This window comes from Methylomonas paludis (genome assembly GCF_018734325.1).
Taxonomy (GTDB): domain Bacteria; phylum Pseudomonadota; class Gammaproteobacteria; order Methylococcales; family Methylomonadaceae; genus Methylomonas; species Methylomonas paludis.
Genome location: NZ_CP073754.1, coordinates 121,650 through 139,288 on the forward strand (window position 1 = coordinate 121,650; position 17,639 = coordinate 139,288).

The 17,639-nt window shown below is 47.4% G+C and carries 16 protein-coding genes; all 16 read left to right on the plus strand.

Annotated features, from left to right (window positions below):
* Window positions 1-213 precede the first annotated feature (213 nt).
* The 16 genes from mraZ to ftsZ are packed head-to-tail and all read left to right on the plus strand — an operon-like array spanning window position 214 to window position 17,552.
* Window positions 214-687: a division/cell wall cluster transcriptional repressor MraZ gene (gene mraZ, locus KEF85_RS00560; RefSeq protein WP_215584917.1), complete on the plus strand. Its 474-nt coding sequence runs from the start codon at window positions 214-216 to the stop codon at window positions 685-687.
* Between the two features lie 5 nt (window positions 688-692).
* Complete coding sequence (gene rsmH / locus KEF85_RS00565) at window positions 693-1,622, plus strand: 16S rRNA (cytosine(1402)-N(4))-methyltransferase RsmH (RefSeq protein WP_215582571.1); 930 nt, start codon at window positions 693-695, stop codon at window positions 1,620-1,622.
* The gene (gene ftsL, locus KEF85_RS00570; protein ID WP_215582573.1) at window positions 1,622-1,894 is read left to right on the plus strand and encodes a cell division protein FtsL; all 273 of its coding nucleotides are present in this window, start codon (window positions 1,622-1,624) and stop codon (window positions 1,892-1,894) included. The genes rsmH and ftsL overlap by 1 nt, the downstream gene beginning before the upstream one ends.
* Before the next feature lies 1 nt (window position 1,895).
* On the plus strand, window positions 1,896-3,620 hold the full coding sequence (locus tag KEF85_RS00575) for a peptidoglycan D,D-transpeptidase FtsI family protein (protein ID WP_215582575.1): 1,725 nt from the start codon (window positions 1,896-1,898) through the stop codon (window positions 3,618-3,620).
* Complete coding sequence (locus KEF85_RS00580; protein WP_215582577.1) at window positions 3,617-5,080, plus strand: UDP-N-acetylmuramoyl-L-alanyl-D-glutamate--2,6-diaminopimelate ligase; 1,464 nt, start codon at window positions 3,617-3,619, stop codon at window positions 5,078-5,080. Before KEF85_RS00575 ends, KEF85_RS00580 begins: the two co-directional genes overlap by 4 nt.
* Window positions 5,077-6,438 carry a UDP-N-acetylmuramoyl-tripeptide--D-alanyl-D-alanine ligase gene (locus KEF85_RS00585; RefSeq protein WP_215582579.1) on the plus strand — a complete coding sequence of 454 codons (1,362 nt, stop codon included), beginning with the start codon at window positions 5,077-5,079 and terminating at the stop codon, window positions 6,436-6,438. Before KEF85_RS00580 ends, KEF85_RS00585 begins: the two co-directional genes overlap by 4 nt.
* The gene (gene mraY / locus KEF85_RS00590) at window positions 6,438-7,520 is read left to right on the plus strand and encodes a phospho-N-acetylmuramoyl-pentapeptide-transferase (protein WP_215582581.1); all 1,083 of its coding nucleotides are present in this window, start codon (window positions 6,438-6,440) and stop codon (window positions 7,518-7,520) included. Before KEF85_RS00585 ends, mraY begins: the two co-directional genes overlap by 1 nt.
* A 2-nt stretch (window positions 7,521-7,522) precedes the next feature.
* Window positions 7,523-8,896, plus strand: coding sequence for a UDP-N-acetylmuramoyl-L-alanine--D-glutamate ligase (murD, locus tag KEF85_RS00595; RefSeq protein ID WP_215582582.1), 1,374 nt, complete (start codon window positions 7,523-7,525; stop codon window positions 8,894-8,896).
* On the plus strand, window positions 8,890-10,056 hold the full coding sequence (ftsW, locus tag KEF85_RS00600; RefSeq protein WP_215582583.1) for a putative lipid II flippase FtsW: 1,167 nt from the start codon (window positions 8,890-8,892) through the stop codon (window positions 10,054-10,056). The genes murD and ftsW overlap by 7 nt, the downstream gene beginning before the upstream one ends.
* A complete protein-coding gene (murG, locus tag KEF85_RS00605) occupies window positions 10,056-11,120 on the plus strand; it encodes an undecaprenyldiphospho-muramoylpentapeptide beta-N-acetylglucosaminyltransferase (RefSeq protein WP_215582584.1) in 1,065 nt (354 codons plus the stop codon). Before ftsW ends, murG begins: the two co-directional genes overlap by 1 nt.
* Complete coding sequence (gene murC, locus KEF85_RS00610; protein WP_215582585.1) at window positions 11,117-12,556, plus strand: UDP-N-acetylmuramate--L-alanine ligase; 1,440 nt, start codon at window positions 11,117-11,119, stop codon at window positions 12,554-12,556. The genes murG and murC overlap by 4 nt, the downstream gene beginning before the upstream one ends.
* Window positions 12,549-13,439, plus strand: coding sequence for a UDP-N-acetylmuramate dehydrogenase (murB, locus tag KEF85_RS00615; protein WP_215582586.1), 891 nt, complete (start codon window positions 12,549-12,551; stop codon window positions 13,437-13,439). The genes murC and murB overlap by 8 nt, the downstream gene beginning before the upstream one ends.
* Window positions 13,436-14,371, plus strand: a complete 936-nt coding sequence (locus KEF85_RS00620; protein WP_215582587.1) for a D-alanine--D-alanine ligase — start codon at window positions 13,436-13,438, stop codon at window positions 14,369-14,371. Before murB ends, KEF85_RS00620 begins: the two co-directional genes overlap by 4 nt.
* Before the next feature lies 1 nt (window position 14,372).
* Window positions 14,373-15,110: a cell division protein FtsQ/DivIB gene (locus KEF85_RS00625; RefSeq protein WP_215582589.1), complete on the plus strand. Its 738-nt coding sequence runs from the start codon at window positions 14,373-14,375 to the stop codon at window positions 15,108-15,110.
* 24 nt (window positions 15,111-15,134) lie between these two features.
* On the plus strand, window positions 15,135-16,361 hold the full coding sequence (gene ftsA, locus KEF85_RS00630) for a cell division protein FtsA (RefSeq protein WP_215582591.1): 1,227 nt from the start codon (window positions 15,135-15,137) through the stop codon (window positions 16,359-16,361).
* A 24-nt stretch (window positions 16,362-16,385) separates the two neighbouring features.
* Window positions 16,386-17,552 carry a cell division protein FtsZ gene (gene ftsZ / locus KEF85_RS00635; RefSeq protein WP_215582594.1) on the plus strand — a complete coding sequence of 389 codons (1,167 nt, stop codon included), beginning with the start codon at window positions 16,386-16,388 and terminating at the stop codon, window positions 17,550-17,552.
* The last annotated feature ends 87 nt before the right edge of the window (window positions 17,553-17,639 follow it).

Consider the following 17,639-nt stretch of genomic DNA (forward strand, 5'->3'; position numbering starts at 1 on the left):
TTTACATCAATTAAACCAATTAACTTCATGATTAAGATGGGAATTATTTTTAAGTCCTGTCTTCGTTTGTCTAGGCATGAAAATAAAACGTAAGTCATTGTAGAAAAAGAAAGAATTTAATCTAAACAGCTCTTGACTCAGAGCGGTTAGAAAATTATAGTGGTATCAAATTGAGGAAATGTGGTGATTTTTGGTTTTTTTTGGGGCGCTGTTTTGTTTAGAGGCATAAATACTATCAGTCTGGATGCAAAAGGTCGAATAGCGATCCCCACGCGCTATCGCGATGAATTGCAAGATAGCTGTGAACGCCAACTAATAGTAACAATAGCCGTGAATGAAAGAAGCATAGGCGAGCCCGGTTGCTTATGGCTCTATCCCCTGCCTGAATGGGAGCAGGTGGAGCAAACCATCAGCAAATTATCAAACTTGAACAAAATGAGTATCAGGCTGAAGCGCTTTCTGATCGGAAATGCCACTGAATGTGAAATGGATAACCAGGGCCGCTTAATGTTACCGGATAAACTACGTGAATTTGCCAAAATCAAGCAGGATAAGCAGGTGCTTTTAGTCGGACAATTAACAAAATTTGAAATTTGGAACGAAGCCGCATGGCAGGCAAAAGAGCAGGAATGGCTGGACGGCAGTGATAACGAAGGGCTCGAGGAATTGGGCTCCTTGTCATTTTGACAGCCATGTTAGTTCACCAGAGTGTTTTATATCAAGAAGCATTGGCACAACTCAATATTAAGGCTGACGGCATTTATGTAGATTGCACCTTTGGTCGGGGTGGGCACAGTGGCGGTATCTTGGAGCAGTTGGGTCCATCCGGTTGCTTGCTGGCGCTTGATAGAGACTTGGCGGCGATTACCAGTTCGGAAGCCAGCCAATTGCTGGCCGATAATCGTTTTGTTTTACATCATGGCTGCTTTTCGGATTTTACCGTATTGCTTGGTCAATACGGTTATTCAGGAAAAGTCAATGGTGTCTTGATGGATTTAGGGGTTTCTTCTCCGCAGTTGGATAGCGCCGAACGAGGCTTCAGTTTTTTGAGAGATGGCGAACTCGATATGCGTATGGATACCAGCAATGGTATTCCAGCCTATCAATATTTACAGCAAGTTGATGAGCAAAGCTTGGCAAAAGTGATTTTTGAATACGGCGAAGAGCGGTTTGCCAGACGCATAGCTCATGCCATTGTCACACAGCGGCAAATACAACCGATTCAAACCACTTTGCAGTTGGCAAAGCTAATTGAAAATTGTGTGCCGTTTCGCGATAAGCACAAACATCCGGCCACTCGAACTTTCCAAGCTATCAGAATAGAAGTAAATCAGGAACTTGAGCAAATCAAACTCGGTCTGCGCCAAGCTGTTGATAGTTTGGCTCCAGGTGGGCGCTTGGTCGTGATTGCCTTTCATTCTCTGGAAGATCGGATCGTCAAACGCTATATCAGGGATGAATCCGGGCTGAAAACTAACCCGGGCCGATTACCGATCAAACAGCATGAGCTTGAGCAGGGCAGGTTGAAAAAAATCGGCAAGTCGATTCGCGCCAGCCAACAGGAAGTACAGCAAAATCCTCGGGCGCGTAGTGCAGTGATGCGGGTAGCGGAGAAACTTTAATGCTTATAGCCAGAAATGTGTTGCTGACCCTATTGATCATCATGTTGATGCTTTCAGCAATTGCGGTGATATACAGCAAATACCAGTCACGTCACCTGTTTATACAAATACAGGACAAGGAAAAAGCACTGGACGATTACGAGGTGGAATGGGGGCAGTTACAACTGGAGTTGACCACACTCACCGAAGAAAATCGTATAGAAATTGAGGCAAGAAACCGTTTACTACTGACTTTACCGGCACAAAACAAAATTATTTATATAAAACCCTGAGATGAAAATTGATCCAACCATCAGAACTTCAAGATATGCAACCGGCGATTTTGTCGTCAGGCGTAGACTGTTGCAATATTCGATGGTCGTGGCAATGCTGGTACTGGTGGGGCGTGCCGTCTATTTACAAATATTCAGCAAAGAGTTTTTACAAGATAAAGGCGACAGTCAATATCTGGAAGTAGTCCCGGTTTCAGCTTATCGGGGCCAGATTCGGGATAGAAATGGGGAACCGTTAGCCATCAGTGCGCCGGTGCAATCCATTTGGATTAATGCTCGTCAGTTAAAAGACAGCGAGCAAGCCAAGATAGATGAAATGGGCCGGATTCTATCCATTCCGGAAAAAGATTTGCACAGCCTGTTAAAAAAGCAGGAGAAAAAGCGGTTTTTTTATCTGAAGCGACAAATCATCCCGGCACTGGCTGAAAAAGTTAAAGCCCTGGGTATTGCCGGGGTTTATGCGCAAAGAGAATTCAAGCGTTATTATCCGGCAGGTGCCGTGTCTGCCCACTTGCTAGGCTTCACCAATGTTGACGATGTAGGACTGGAAGGTCTTGAACATGGGTATGAATCAATTTTACGCGGCAAAATTGGCAGAAAGCAGGTTATCAAAGACGGTAAAAGCCAAATTATTGAAGATGTGGAAAATATAGCGGAAGCAGAAGCCGGCAGAGATTTGGTCTTGACCATTGATGAACGTATTCAATATCTGGCTTACCGGGAATTGCAAAATGCCGTGATCCAAAATAAAGCCCATTCTGCATCCTTAGTGGTGCTGGATGCCAAAAATGGTGATGTGCTGGCTTCAGTCAGTCAACCGTCCTTCAATCCAAATAATCGCAAAGAATTAAATAGTTCTCAGTATCACCGGAATCGGGCCATGGTAGACAGTTTCGAGCCGGGTTCTACCGTTAAACCCTTTGTGGTGGCTGCGGCATTGGATGGCGGTTATATCGATCCAAATATTCTGATAGAAACCCATGGCATTTACCATCTTGGCCGTAATGTGGTCAAAGATGTACATAACTACGGTACTCTGGATTTGACCCATGTATTGCAGAAATCCAGCAATATCGCAGTGACGCAGATTGCCATGACCATGGAGCCCAAAGATTTCTGGGATATCTACAGCAAACTTGGTTTTGGTACTTCAGCCGGCATTGGTTTTCCCGGCGAAGCCAGTGGTTCGCTACTGGATTATCAAAGTTGGCACGAGTTTGATCAGGCCACCTTATCGTTTGGTTACGGGGTATCCACTTCAATTTTACAGCTGGCCAGAGCCTACACCGCGCTGGCGGACGATGGCATAGTGCATTCGGTTACCTTACTTAAACGCGATGAAGATCCGGATGCCAAGCGGGTTTTTAAAGCCGAAACGGCCAGAAAAGTCCGGGAAATGTTGGAGCAAGTGATAAGCAAAGAAGGTACAGCTTATCTGGCCAGAGTTGAGGGTTACCGAGTGGCCGGCAAAACCGGAACAGTTAAAAAAGCCACAAAAGGCGGATATACCGAAGACAAATATCTATCGGTATTTGTTGGCATGGCTCCAGCCAGTAATCCGCGTTTCATCATAGCCATTGTCGTGGATGAGCCGACCTCAGGCCAGTATTACGGTGGTCAGGTTGCTGCACCAGCATTCGCCAAAGTGATGGCAGGAGCCTTACGGGTTTATGGTGTTGAGCCGGATGGTGTGGATAACATGCATGTATTATTAAGCAAACGATGAAATTATCTAACTTACTCAAAGATATAGCCAAAACAGTCGTTGATGTGGATGTCAAAGGCTTGAGCCTGGATAGTCGAAACATGGCCAATGCCAATGTATTTTTTGCCCTGCATGGTGCGAAGCGGCATGGCATTGAATATGCGGAGCTTGCCATAGCGAATGGCGCAAATGCAATTGTCTATGATCCAGCCGGTATCGAGCGACTGCCCGAGTTTGCTACAGATATAGTTGTGTTGGCCGTAGCCGGATTGAATCAGCATTTAGGCGTAATCGCGGCCAGATTTTACAACTATCCCGCCGATAAATTGGCAGTGATCGGCATTACCGGCACCAATGGTAAAACCACTTGTAGCCAGTTAATCGCCCAGGCACTGCCGGACTGCGCTCTGATAGGCACTTTAGGCTGGGGCGATAGCGAGCATTTGGTGCCGACTGTCAATACCACGCCAGATGCTTTAGCCATCCAGAAAATATTGCATGGTTTTGTGCTGCAGCATAAACAGGCAGTGGCGATGGAAGTGTCCTCGCATGGCCTGCAGCAAGGACGAGTCAACGGCGTTCATTTTAAAGGTGCAGTGTTTACTAATATCACTCGAGATCATCTGGACTACCATCAAAGCATGGACGAATATTTACGGGCAAAGCTGGGCTTATTTACCAAGCCGGATCTGGAGTTTGTCGTCATCAATCTTGATGATCCCAAAAGTGATGTGGTTTTGGCGCATGTGCCGGATCAAGTCAAATGCTGGACGCATAGCCGCAGTGGCCGGGTTTGGGCTGGTGCAGAAAACATAATCGCTGACCACATCAACTATAGCCAGGCAGGTATAAGCTTTCATATTACTTGGCGTACCGAGACAGTTAAAGCGTTTACTCCCTTGGTGGGCAGTTTCAATCTGGAAAATGTGCTGGCTGTGATCGGGGTATTGCTGGCTATGGATGTACCTTTTTCGGCAGCGGTGGCGCGTGCGGCAAAATTTAAAGCCATAGCCGGGCGTATGGAAAAGTTCGGTGGAGTGAATAAACCCAGCGTATTTGTTGATTATGCTCATACACCCGATGCATTGGAAAAAGTTTTGCAAGTGGTTAAAAACCAAGGGCAACTCTGGCTGGTATTCGGCTGTGGCGGTAATCGCGACCAAGGAAAACGCGCAGAAATGGGTCGGATAGCCGCAGCTTTAGCCGATCAAGTGATATTAACCGATGATAATCCGCGCCATGAATCACCGGCAGATATTGTCAAAGACATTCTGGCAGGTTGCCAAAGCGCTAAAACCAGAGTGATACACAATAGGGAGTCAGCGATACGTACCGCCATACTCGCCGCCGCCAAAACTGACAGTGTTGTGGTCGCCGGTAAAGGTCATGAACAATATCAGGAAATCAATGGTGAAAAATTGCCGTTCAGCGATCAGGATATTGTCAAGCAGACATTAGCCGCATGGGAGTCTGCGGCATGAACTTAGCTCTTAATGACATAGCTACAGCCGTTTCCGGGCAATTATTGGGAGCAAATTTCAGTGTAGCCGGAGTCAGCATAGACACCCGTAGCCTACAGCCTGGCCAACTGTATATAGCTCTGTCAGGCCAAAACTTTGATGGTCATGCCTTTATTGAACAAGCTGAACAGGCGGGTGCCGCTGCAGTGTTGGTTGAACATCAAGGCGCTACCCATTTACCGCAGATTATCGTCAACGATAGCCGACGGGCTTTGGCAGAACTGGCCGGATATTGGCGCAATAGTCTATCGCTAAAACTGGCCGGCGTGACCGGCAGTAATGGCAAAACCACCGTCAAGGAAATGATAGCCGCCATTTTAGGCACCCAGGGAGAAACCTTATATACCCAGGGTAATTTGAACAACGAAATTGGCGTACCGTTAACCTTGTTAAGGCTAACTGAAAAGCATCGCTTTGCAGTAATTGAAATGGGTGCCAATCATCTCGGCGAAATCGCCTATACCAGTCATTACGCCCAAGCTGATGTCAGTGTCATTACCAATGTTGGTCCGGCCCATATCGAGGGGTTTGGCAGTGTGCAGGGTGTGGCGCGGGCCAAGGCCGAAATCATAGAAAACCTTCCTCAACATGGCGTAGCCGTGTTGAATCGGGACGATGAGTATTTTGAATTTTGGTTGGATTTAGCCGGTAACCGCAAGATCTGTAGTTTTGGTTTGCATGAACAGGCTGATATTCGCGCCCGGAATATTGAGACAGCTTTAACTAGCCAGGGCTTTCAAACCAGTTTTGAGTTGCAGGCCGGTAGTGACACAGTCTCCATAAATCTGCATCTGGCTGGTGAGCATAATGTCAGAAATGCACTGGCTGCTGCTGCAGTGGCGCGCCAATTTCAAGTCAGTTTGGCAGACATCAAGTCAGGATTGGAGAGTTTAAGGCCTGTTACTGGCCGGATGCAGCCGCTGATAGGCCGCAAAGGCAACATCATTATAGATGATACCTATAATGCTAATCCTGCTTCATTAAAAGCCGCATTGGCTGCCCTGGATAGCGGCGCACAAAACTGGCTGATACTAGGTGCATTTGCAGAGTTGGGTGAAGACAGTGCACACATTCACCAGCAAATGGGTGAAATGATCAAAACCATGTCGGTGCAACGCTTATTCGCGGTAGGCGAGGCGACGAAACAAACTGTCGCGGCTTTTGGTAAGGGAGCCCGATTTTTTGAAACTCAGGCCCAACTGATTGCTGCCGTCAATCAGGAAATCAAGGGCAAGGAAATATTATTAGTGAAAGGTTCAAGGTCACAAAAAATGGAAAACGTCGTGGCATCCATGGTCGATAATTTTAGAGCAGCATAATGTTACTTTTACTTGTAGATTATTTATCAAATATAGATTCTGGTTTCAGAGTCTTACATTACCTGACATTTCGTACCATTTTGGGGGTGTTAACCGCATTAGGTATTTCGCTCTTGATTGGTCCGGTGATGATCAGAAAACTGGCCAGCAACAAAATCGGTCAGAGCGTACGCCAAGATGGTCCGCAAAGTCATTATTCAAAATCCGGTACTCCTACCATGGGCGGTACCATGATCCTGTTTTCTGTAGCCATTAGTACCTTGTTGTGCGCTGATTTGGGTAATCGATATATTTGGGTGGTGTTGTTGGTGACATTAGCTCACGGCATTATCGGTTTTATTGATGACTACAAAAAAGTCATGCTGGGGAATAGTGATGGCCTCTCGGCAAGAAGCAAGCTGTTTTGGCAGTCTGTGGTGGCCTTGGCAGCGGCAATATATCTGTTCAACAGTGCTCAAGTACCGGCTGAAACCCGTTTTATCGTGCCGTTTTTCAAGAATATCACCTTAAATTTAGGTTGGGGCTATGTGGTAATGACCTATCTGGTCATTGTCGGATCCAGCAATGCCGTGAATCTTACCGATGGACTGGATGGCTTGGCCATTATGCCCACAGTGATGATAGCTGCCGCTTTAGGTTTTTTTGCTTATCTGTCGGGACATATTAATTTTTCCCAATATCTGGCGATACCCCATATACCCAAGGCCGGCGAATTGGTGGTGTTTTGCGGGGCGCTGGTGGGATCAGGTTTAGGTTTTCTCTGGTTCAACGCTTATCCGGCTATGGTATTCATGGGCGATGTTGGTGCCTTGGCTTTGGGTGCGGCGCTGGGTACAGTTGCAGTGTTGGTTAGACAGGAAGTGGTGCTGGTCATTATGGGTGGTATTTTTGTGATGGAAACCATCTCGGTCATCATTCAGGTTGCTTCCTATAAAACGCGTAAAAAGCGGGTGTTCCTAATGGCACCTATTCATCATCATTTCGAACTCAAAGGTTGGCCGGAACCGCGCATTATTGTCAGGTTCTGGATTATCTCGGTCATTTTGGTTCTGATCGGTCTGGCAACATTGAAGCTGAGATAAGTATGAGTAGCGAGCATCTTTTAGCAGCATTAGAACAACACTTCAAACTAAGGCCGGCCGAGGCCAGATTGCTGATTGTCGGTCTGGGCGCTACCGGGTTTTCTGCTGCACAGTTTTTACAGAAAACCCCTATTAAATTTGCCGTGATCGACAGTCGCCGTAATCCCCCGCTAATCGATACCCTGCGCGAACAAATGCCTGATGTTCCGGTATTTTTAGGAGGATTTGACCAATCCGCTTTTGAGGTGGCCACCCATATGCTGATTAGTCCGGGGGTGTCGCTCAATGAAACGGCAATTAATAAAGCCATGTTGGCTGGGGTCACGGTATTAAGCGATATCGATTTATTCGCCTGCGCAACAGATAAACCCATTATTGCCATTACCGGGTCCAACGGTAAAAGCACTGTCACCACCATGCTGGGTGATATGGCAAATGCGGCCGGAGTTAAGACCGCAATTGGCGGCAATCTAGGTACCCCGGCACTGGAGTTATTACAACAGCATGCCGATTTGTATGTTCTGGAGTTATCCAGTTTTCAATTGGAAAGGACTACAGCGTTAAATGCAAAAGCAGCCACAGTGCTAAATCTTAGTCCCGATCATCTCGACCGGCATGAGGGTATGGTTGGTTATGCCAAGGAAAAGCAACGTATTTTTCGCGGTAACGGGGCCATGATTCTCAATGCCGATGATGAGCAGGTCTTAACTATGCGGGATGAGCAACGTAAATGTATTACATTTTCCACCCAGCATCCGGCAGATTTTTATTTACAGTGTGGAGAAACAGATTATCTGCAATTTGGTGAGCAAACCCTGATGCGGGCAGATGAGTTAAGGCTGGAGGGTACGCATAATATTGCTAACGCTCTGGCAGCGATTGCTCTTGGCTATGCAGTTGGTCTCGATATCAAGGCCATGTGTAATGCCCTGAAACGTTTCAAAGGATTGCCGCATCGTATGCAAAAGGTGGCTGAGTCCGTTGCCGGCGTGGTCTGGGTCAACGATTCCAAGGCTACCAATATCGGCGCTTGTATCGCAGCGTTACAGGGTTATCAGCGTAAAGTCATTCTAATAGCCGGTGGCGATGGTAAAGGTGCCGATATGCGCGAACTTGCGCCTGCCGTTCAAGCCAAAACCAAGACTGTGATTCTAATGGGCAAGGATGCCGAATTAATCGCACAGGCCTTGGCTGATTGCGTACCGATATTTTTTGCCGCCAATATGAAAGAAGCGGTAAAAATTGCTCAAAATCAGGCAAAAACCGGTGATGTGGTGCTGTTATCCCCGGCATGCGCCAGCTTAGATCAATATAAAAGTTATCTGGATAGGGGCAACAAATTTGTCGAAGCTGTTATGGAGCAGGTGCCATGTTAAGCCCCAGTTCAAAACCGCTCAGAACCACAAAACGCCAGCATATCGATCAACCTTTAATAATAGCCTGCTTCAGTTTACTGGCTATCGGTTTTCTGATGGTGACCTCAGCATCGGTACATCTAGGTGTAAAAATGGGTAATGACATTTCCCATTATCCGTTCAAACAGTTAATGCACATTGTGATTGGTTTGGTATTTGCTGTCGGAATCATGCAAATATCCATGCGGACCTGGGAGCAAAAGGGCCAGCAGCTGTTCATAATCGGGATACTGTTGCTGTTAATAGTGTTGATTCCGGGTATTGGCGTCAAAGTCAATGGCAGTACCCGCTGGTTGTCTCTGCTGGGTTTACGGATTCAGGTATCGGAAGTCGTCAAATTCATCTCAGTTATCTATATCGCCGGCTATATAACCCGGCATTCCGCCTACGTAAGACAATCAGATTTTGCTTTGCTGAAGCCCCTTTCCCTGTTCTCCATTGCCTGCATATTATTGCTCAAGGAACCGGACCTGGGTTCCGTTGTGGTGATTTTGATTATAGCCATGGGCATGATGTTTTTGGGTGGCGCCAGACTACGCCAGTTTATCTGGCTGATGGTTCTTATGGCGGTTGTATTGGCCTTTCTAATCTATCTGGAACCTTATCGTTTAGCTAGGGTGAGCAGTTTCAGAAATCCCTGGGAAGATGCCAGAAACTCAGGATTTCAGCTGACTCAGGCTTTGATTGCGTTTGGGCGCGGCGAATTTTTTGGGGTGGGTTTAGGTAATGGCCTGCAGAAACTGTTTTATTTGCCCGAAGCTCATACTGATTTCCTATTCTCGGTATTGGGAGAAGAATTAGGCTTAGTTGGAGTAATGGTTACCATCGGCCTGTTTACCACCTTATTTGCCCGGGCATTTGTGATAGGCGAGCAAGCCGAAAAAATCGGCGATCGCTTTTCTGCGCTGGTAGCTTATGGCTTGGCAATCTGGTTTGGTTTTCAGGCCTTTGTGAACATGGGTGTCAATATGGGTTTGTTGCCCACCAAAGGCTTGACGCTGCCTTTAATGAGTTATGGTGGCGGCAGCATGATAGTCATGTGCGGTTCTCTGGCAGTATTGTTCAGAATTCATTATGAAGTCATTGAACATTATAAAAGCCATACCAAGGAGAGGCACTGATGAGTGGACGTATCATTATCATGGCCGGCGGTACCGGTGGGCATGTATTTCCGGCCTTAGCTGTTGCTGATGAAATGCGGACACAAGGCTGGCAAGTCAGCTGGTTAGGTACACGCAAAGGTTTGGAAAGCCGGGTCGTGCCGGCCCATGGCTTGGACATAGACTGGTTGACAGTAGATGGTATCCGCGGCAAAGGATTGGTTTCCAAATTATTGGCAGGCTTGCGCTTAATCCAGGCTTGCTTGCAGGCCTGGAAAATATTGCGCCGGCGTCAGCCCGATGTTGTGCTGGGTATGGGTGGATTTGTGGCAGCTCCGGGCGGCTTGATAGCAAAATTGTTGGGCATTCCCGTGATCATACACGAACAGAACCGTGTGCCGGGCACAACTAATCGTTTGCTGGTCAAACTGGCGGCCAGTAAAGTGCTGGAGGCATTTCCAAACAGCTTTCCACTAACAGTCAAAGCCATTTGTACCGGCAATCCCCTGCGGAAAGCCTTCATGACCTTACCGCAAAAAACGGTTTGGCATCCCGAGATCGGTCGCGCCTTCAGAATATTGATCGTTGGCGGTAGTCAGGGAGCCAAGGTTTTAAACGATAAGCTGCCGCAAGCCCTGGCCACATTGCCGAATATCGAAGTTAAGCACCAAACTGGGGCGGCAATGCAGGCTGAAGTCACTGCACACTATCAAGAGTTGGCCGTTGCCGCTGAAGTCAGCGCATTTATAGATGATATGGTTGAGGTCTATCAATGGGCGGATTTAATCATTTGTCGAGCCGGAGCCATGACGGTCAGTGAAGTAGCGGCTTGCGGACTGCCGGCCATATTTGTGCCCTTAATAAATGCCATAGACGATCATCAAACCGCCAATGCCCGCTATTTAACAGCGGCAGGCGCGGCTTTGTTGTTACCGCAACCGGAACTAAATGTCGAAAATTTGCGTAAAGCCATCAATCAAGTAATGAACTCTCTTAATACCATGAGCCAGGCCGCAAGCAATAGCGCCAGATACGATGCCACTCAGGCCGTCGTTAATTTTTGCGTAGCAGAGGCGGCCATATGAACCGGCCCAATTTTCAAGTACCCAGCCAGGCCTTGGGCGATATAGAAAAAATTCACTTTGTCGGTATCGGCGGCAGTGGCATGAGCGGCATAGCCGAAGTATTGTCTAATCTGGGCTATAAAGTCTCCGGATCGGATATCAAAGAGTCTGCCACGACTCAGCGATTAACTGAAATGGGGGTAAAAGTCTATTTCGATCATAGCGCCACAAATGTCTTCGATGTTGATGTCGTGGTTACTTCCAGTGCCATTGATCATAGTAACCCTGAAATAACCACAGCTTACGAAAACCGAATTCCAGTGATTCCCCGGGCGGAAATGTTGGCCGAATTAATGCGATTCAGATTTGGTATTGCGGTGGCCGGTACTCACGGCAAAACCACTACTACCAGTCTCACCACCATGATGCTGGCCGAAGGCGGTCTGGATCCAACCTTTGTTATCGGTGGACGTCTAAATAGTGCCGGCAGCAACGCCAAGCTGGGCTTAGGTAAATATCTGGTGGCGGAAGCAGACGAAAGCGATGCATCATTTCTGTATTTGCAGCCCATGATCGCCGTGGTTACCAATATAGACCAGGATCATATGGAAACCTATGGCGGTAGTTACAATCGCCTGAAAGACACATTTACCAAATTTCTGCATCAGATACCATTTTATGGCCTGGCAGTCTTGTGCAGTGACGATGCCGGAGTTCGGGACATCCTGCCGGAAATGTCCAAGCCGGTAAAAACCTATGGTGTCAATGATGATGCTGATGTGCGCGCCATTAACATCAAGCAGGATGGCTTGCGTACTCATTTCACCGTCCTGCGCTGGGCTAAGCTAACACCCTTACAAGTAACCCTCAACTTGCCCGGTTGGCATAATATGCTCAATGCTCTGGCGGCGATTACCGTGGCCACTACTTTGGGGGTTGATGACGCTGCCATCGTTAAAAGTTTGGCGGAATTTAGAGGCGTAGGGCGGCGCTTTCAAGTCAATGGTGACGTGAATCTAGGTAAAGGCGTGGTGACACTGGTCGACGATTACGGCCATCATCCCCGCGAATTGGCCGCCACCTTGGAAGCATTGCGTCAAGCTTGGCCAACACGCCGTAAAGTAGTGGTGTTCCAGCCGCACCGTTACACCCGCACCCGTGATTTATTTGAAGATTTTGTCGAAGTGTTGTCCAGTATCGATGTCTTGATTTTGCTGGATGTCTATGCCGCCGGGGAAACACCCATCACAGGGGCAGATAGTAAAAGTTTGTGTCGTTCTATCCGGGTACGAGGTCAAGTGGATCCGGTCTTTGTCCAGAACCGTAATGATTTGCCGGTCATTTTGGCAGGCATCCTCCATGAAGATGATGTCATTTTAACCATGGGGGCCGGAAATGTCGGACAGATCGCGGCTGAATTACCACAAAATCTAGCCAAGGTTTTGAGCCATGAATAATTCCCCGACCTTAAAAGGCTCATTGCTGAAAAATGAACCTTTGGCCAAATATACCAGTTGGCGGGTAGGTGGGCCTGCTGAACAAATGTATATCCCTGAAGATAAGGCTGATCTTATTGAATTTATCCGACAACTGCCGGCAGATGAGCCGGTTTTCTGGATTGGTCTGGGTAGTAATCTTTTGGTGCGGGATGGTGGTTTCAAAGGCACGGTTATTAATACCCGAAATCGTCTGAAAAACATGAAATTGCAAGGTGCTGAACGGGTTTATGTCGAATCCGGCGTACCGTGTGCACATGTTGCCAGATACTGTAGTGATTTAAGTCTGACAGGGGCGGAGTTCCTGGCCGGAATCCCCGGCACCATGGGTGGGGCTTTGAAAATGAATGCCGGCGCATTTGGTGGAGAAACCTGGAATATCGTCGAGAGTGTGGAGCTTATTAATGCCCAAGGCCAAGTTAGTGAACGCGCCAAGCAGGATTTTGCGATTGCCTACCGCTCGGTCCAAGGTTTGGAAGATGCTTGGTTTTTATCAACCCAGCTCAAGCTTAGTAAAGGTGATAGTCAGGCCAGCTTACTCCAGATCAAAGACTTACTCGAAAAGCGTAATACTAGCCAACCCACTAATAAACCGACCTGTGGTTCCGTGTTTAAGAATCCGCCCGGTGATTATGCTGCACGGCTGATTGAAGCCTGCGGCTTGAAAGGCTACCAAATCGGCGGGGCAATCGTCTCGGAAAAACACGCAAATTTTATTGTTAACCAAGGTAACGCCAGTGCAGTTGATATTGAAACCCTCATTGAACATATTCAAAATCAGGTGCATAGCCAATTCGGTATTAGCCTGCAAACCGAAGTCTGTCGAGTAGGTGAAGGATTATGAAGCCCTTACAAGTCAAACACCCGGATGCCTTTGGCAAAGTAGCCGTCTTAATGGGAGGCACAGCTGCAGAACGGGAAGTATCTCTACGTAGTGGTAACGCAGTTTTACAGGCCTTACAACAGCAAGGTATCGATGCCGTCGGTATTGATATTGTTGCCAGTCCAATAGCCGCTTTAGCCGCAGTCAAGATTGATAGAGTTTTTAACATCATTCATGGCCGGGGCGGTGAGGATGGCGTTTTACAGGCATTATTGGAAATTTTAAACCTGCCTTATACCGGGTCAGGCGTACTGGCGTCCGCATTGACTATGGATAAACTGCGCACCAAACTGTGCTGGCAAGGTATGGGTCTCAAAACGCCGCCCTGGTATGTGCTGGAAACAGAACAAGATATCGATGCCTGTATTAACAAATTAGGTTTTCCGGTAATCGTTAAACCGGCCCAGGAAGGTTCCAGCATAGGCATGAGCAAAGCGGAAAATCGTGCCGAACTATTGGCAGCCGTACGTTTGGCTCAGCAGTATGGTTGCGATGTCTATGCCGAACGTTGGATAACTGGTCAAGAATTTACTGTTGCAGTATTACAGGGTCAAGCATTACCGGTGATTAGGCTGGAAACACCCCATGCATTCTACGATTTTGATGCCAAATATCGGGCCAACACTACCCAATATCATTGTCCTTGCGGCTTAACGGCACAGCGTGAACACGCGTTACAGGCATTGGCCGTCACTGCCTGTCAGGGGCTTAAAGTCAGCGGCTGGGCCAGGGTTGATGTATTTATCGATGAAAATGATTGTTCGCAATTGATAGAGGTCAACACTGTGCCAGGCATGACCGATCATAGTCTGGTGCCGATGGCGGCAAAGGCAGCGGGTATCGACTTTGGCGAACTGGTTTGGCGCATATTGGAAACCAGTCTGGTAACTTGAAATGGCGAAGTTCAAATATTCAATACTGATCATCTGCATACTGGCTGAGTTCTGGTTAGGCTGGCGGCAAATCAGCGATCAGGGCGTTTATAACAAACCGATACGTTATGTCAAAGTTGAGGGCGCGTTCCAGTATATCAGCAAGGATAAGCTGCAACAGCTACTGACACCGCAAATGCAGCGCGGTTATTACCACGCCGATATGGATGAGATTCATCATGTACTGCAGACATTGCCCTTGGTGGATAAAGTTGATGTGAAACGAGTTTGGCCGGATGCGGTGTACATCAAAATCATAGAACGTAAGCCGGTAGTGCGTTGGGGCAGCAATGCTTTACTGACCAAACAAGGCGAAATTTTGTATCCGGATAATATCGAAAACTTTAAAAATTTGCCGTTGATTACCGGGCCAGAAGGGCAGGAAGCCAAATTGCTGGAGATAATGAAAGGAGTTTATATCGCTTTAAAAGATAAATCTTTGCAATTAGCCGAGTTTCACGTGAATGAACGCAGAGCATGGCGCATTAAACTGGCAACTGGCTTGGAAATGCAGTTGGGCCGTAAGTCTCCGTTGGAGAATATGCAACGCTTTTTAAAGACTATGGATTTATTAGGAGAGGAACAACTAGCCATGATGGCAAGTGTTGATACTCGTTATCCAAACGGTTACGCCGTCACCTGGAAACCAGGAACGCCGGAAATAGATTGGAAAGCAATTATTGAAAAAACAAAAACCTGATTTAAATGATTATCGAGCATAACAATGGCCAAAAAAACAGACAGAAATTTATTAGTGGGACTGGATATCGGAACCAGCAAAGTTGCTGCCATTGTCGGTGAGTACCGGGGTGGCGATGAAATTGAAGTAATCGGCATCGGTACGGCACCGTCTAAAGGCTTGAAAAAAGGCATTGTCGTTAACCTGGAATCAACCGTCCACTCCATTCAGCGAGCTATCGAAGAAGCAGAGCTAATGGCAGGTTGCCAAATTAAATCGGTATTTGCCGGTATTGCCGGCAGCCACATTAAAAGCCTTAATTCTCACGGCATAGTGGCAATTAAGGAAAAAGAAGTTACTCAGCACGATATCGACAGAGTTATCGATTCGGCCAGAGCCGTGGCAATACCTGCGGATCAGAAAATTTTGCATATCCTGCCTCAAGAATTTGTCATCGATCAGCAGGAAGGCATCAAAGAACCGATAGGCATGTCCGGTATTCGACTGGAAGCTAAAGTGCATATGGTCACCAGCAGCGTCAGTGCCGAACAGAACATCGTTAAATGTATTCGAAAGTGCAATCTCGATGTCGATGACATTGTGCTGGAGCAATTGGCATCGTGTTCCGCGGTACTCACCGATGATGAGAAGGACCTTGGCGTATGTTTGATCGATATTGGCGGTGGCACCACCGATCTGGCAATTTTTTCCGAAGGTGCAATCAAGCACACAGCGGTAATACCGATAGCCGGTGATCAGGTAACCAACGACATAGCAGTAGCCTTGCGGACACCGACTAAAAATGCCGAAGACATCAAGCGTAAATACGCCTGTGCGCTCACCCAATTGGCCGATACCCAGCTAATGATCAATGTACCTAGTATTGGCGATCGGGAGCCGCGCAAAATTTCGGCACAAAATCTGGCGGAAATTGTCGAGCCGCGTTACGAAGAATTAATGCTGTTGGTACAGGCAGAACTGCGGCGCAGCGGCTACGAAGATTTAATCGCCGCCGGTATGGTCATCACTGGCGGTAGTTCTCAGGTAAAAGGATTGATAGAGCTGGCAGAAGAAATTTTCCATATGCCGGTACGGGTCGGGGTGCCGCAATATGTGTCAGGCTTGACGGATGTTGCACAGAACCCGATATATTCGACTGCGGTCGGGTTGTTGCTGTATGGCAAGGATCATCATGGTCGGTCTTTAGGGGGGGGTGATAATGGTGCAGGATTGTTTTCGAAAATCAAAAACTGGTTTCAGGGTAACTTTTAATTTGCGGACAGCGAGGGTGTGAAAATGAAATACCAATTAATGGATAACAGTGGTAATGCAGTAATTAAGGTTATTGGCGTTGGCGGCGGCGGCGGTAATGCCGTCAATCACATGGTCAATATCGGTATTGATGGCGTACAGTTTATTAGTGCGAATACTGACGCGCAAGCATTAAAGCAAATGAATGTAGAGACTGTCGTGCAGTTGGGTGTTGACTTAACTAAAGGACTGGGAGCAGGTACCCGTCCGGATGTAGGCCGAGCGGCAGCAGAAGAAACCCGTGAACGCATCCGAGAAGTATTGGATGGTGCGGATATGGTGTTTTTAACGGCAGGCATGGGCGGCGGTACCGGTACCGGCGCAATTACCGTTTTTGCCGAAATAGCTAAAGAATTGGGTGTATTAACCGTAGCAGTTGTGTCGAAACCTTTCGATTTTGAAGGCAGCAAGAAAAAAGCCGTTGCCGAAAATGGCTTGCGGGAATTGGAAAAACTGGTTGATTCCTTAATCATTATTCCCAACCAGAAATTATTGCCCACTTTAGGCAATAATCGCTCTTTAGTTGAATCTTTCCGGGTAGCCAATGATGTATTATTGGATGCAGTGCAAGGTATCACCGAGCTGATTACCCATCCGGGCCTGATGAACGTGGATTTTGCCGATGTCAAAACCGTTATGTCCAATATGGGTAGCGCAATTATGGGTTCCGGAATTGCAAGTGGTGAAAATCGCGCCCGTCTGGCTGCCGAAAAAGCCATTGCCTGTCCCTTACTGGAAGATATCAATTTGCAAGGTGCGCGCGGCATTCTGGTTAATGTCACCTCAAATGGTGATCTGGGCCTGAATGAATTTGAAGAAATCGGCAGCATCATGCACGATTTCGCCTCCGAAGATGCCGACATCAAAATCGGTATGGCGGTCAATCCTAGCATGGGTAACGAAATTAAAGTGACAGTAGTCGCAACTGGCATGGGTGAAAAAATCAAAGCTAACGCGCCCATTAAATTGGTGCAAAAAGTAGCGGCCGGCGAAGTCAATTATGATCAACTGGAAAAACCCACCGTCATTCGTCAACAAAGACAGGAAGGTGGTAGAGAAACCCGGGAAACCCGGTTTGGCGCCCAGCCTAGAAATGATATGGATTTGGAATACTTGGATGTTCCGGCTTTTTTGAGACGACAAGCCGATTAAGGATACTCATACAAGCAGGGGAAGAGCTATTGCATAAACTGTGGTAGACTCACCCCCTTGCTTGCTTTTCCTATCAAGTCTATATTC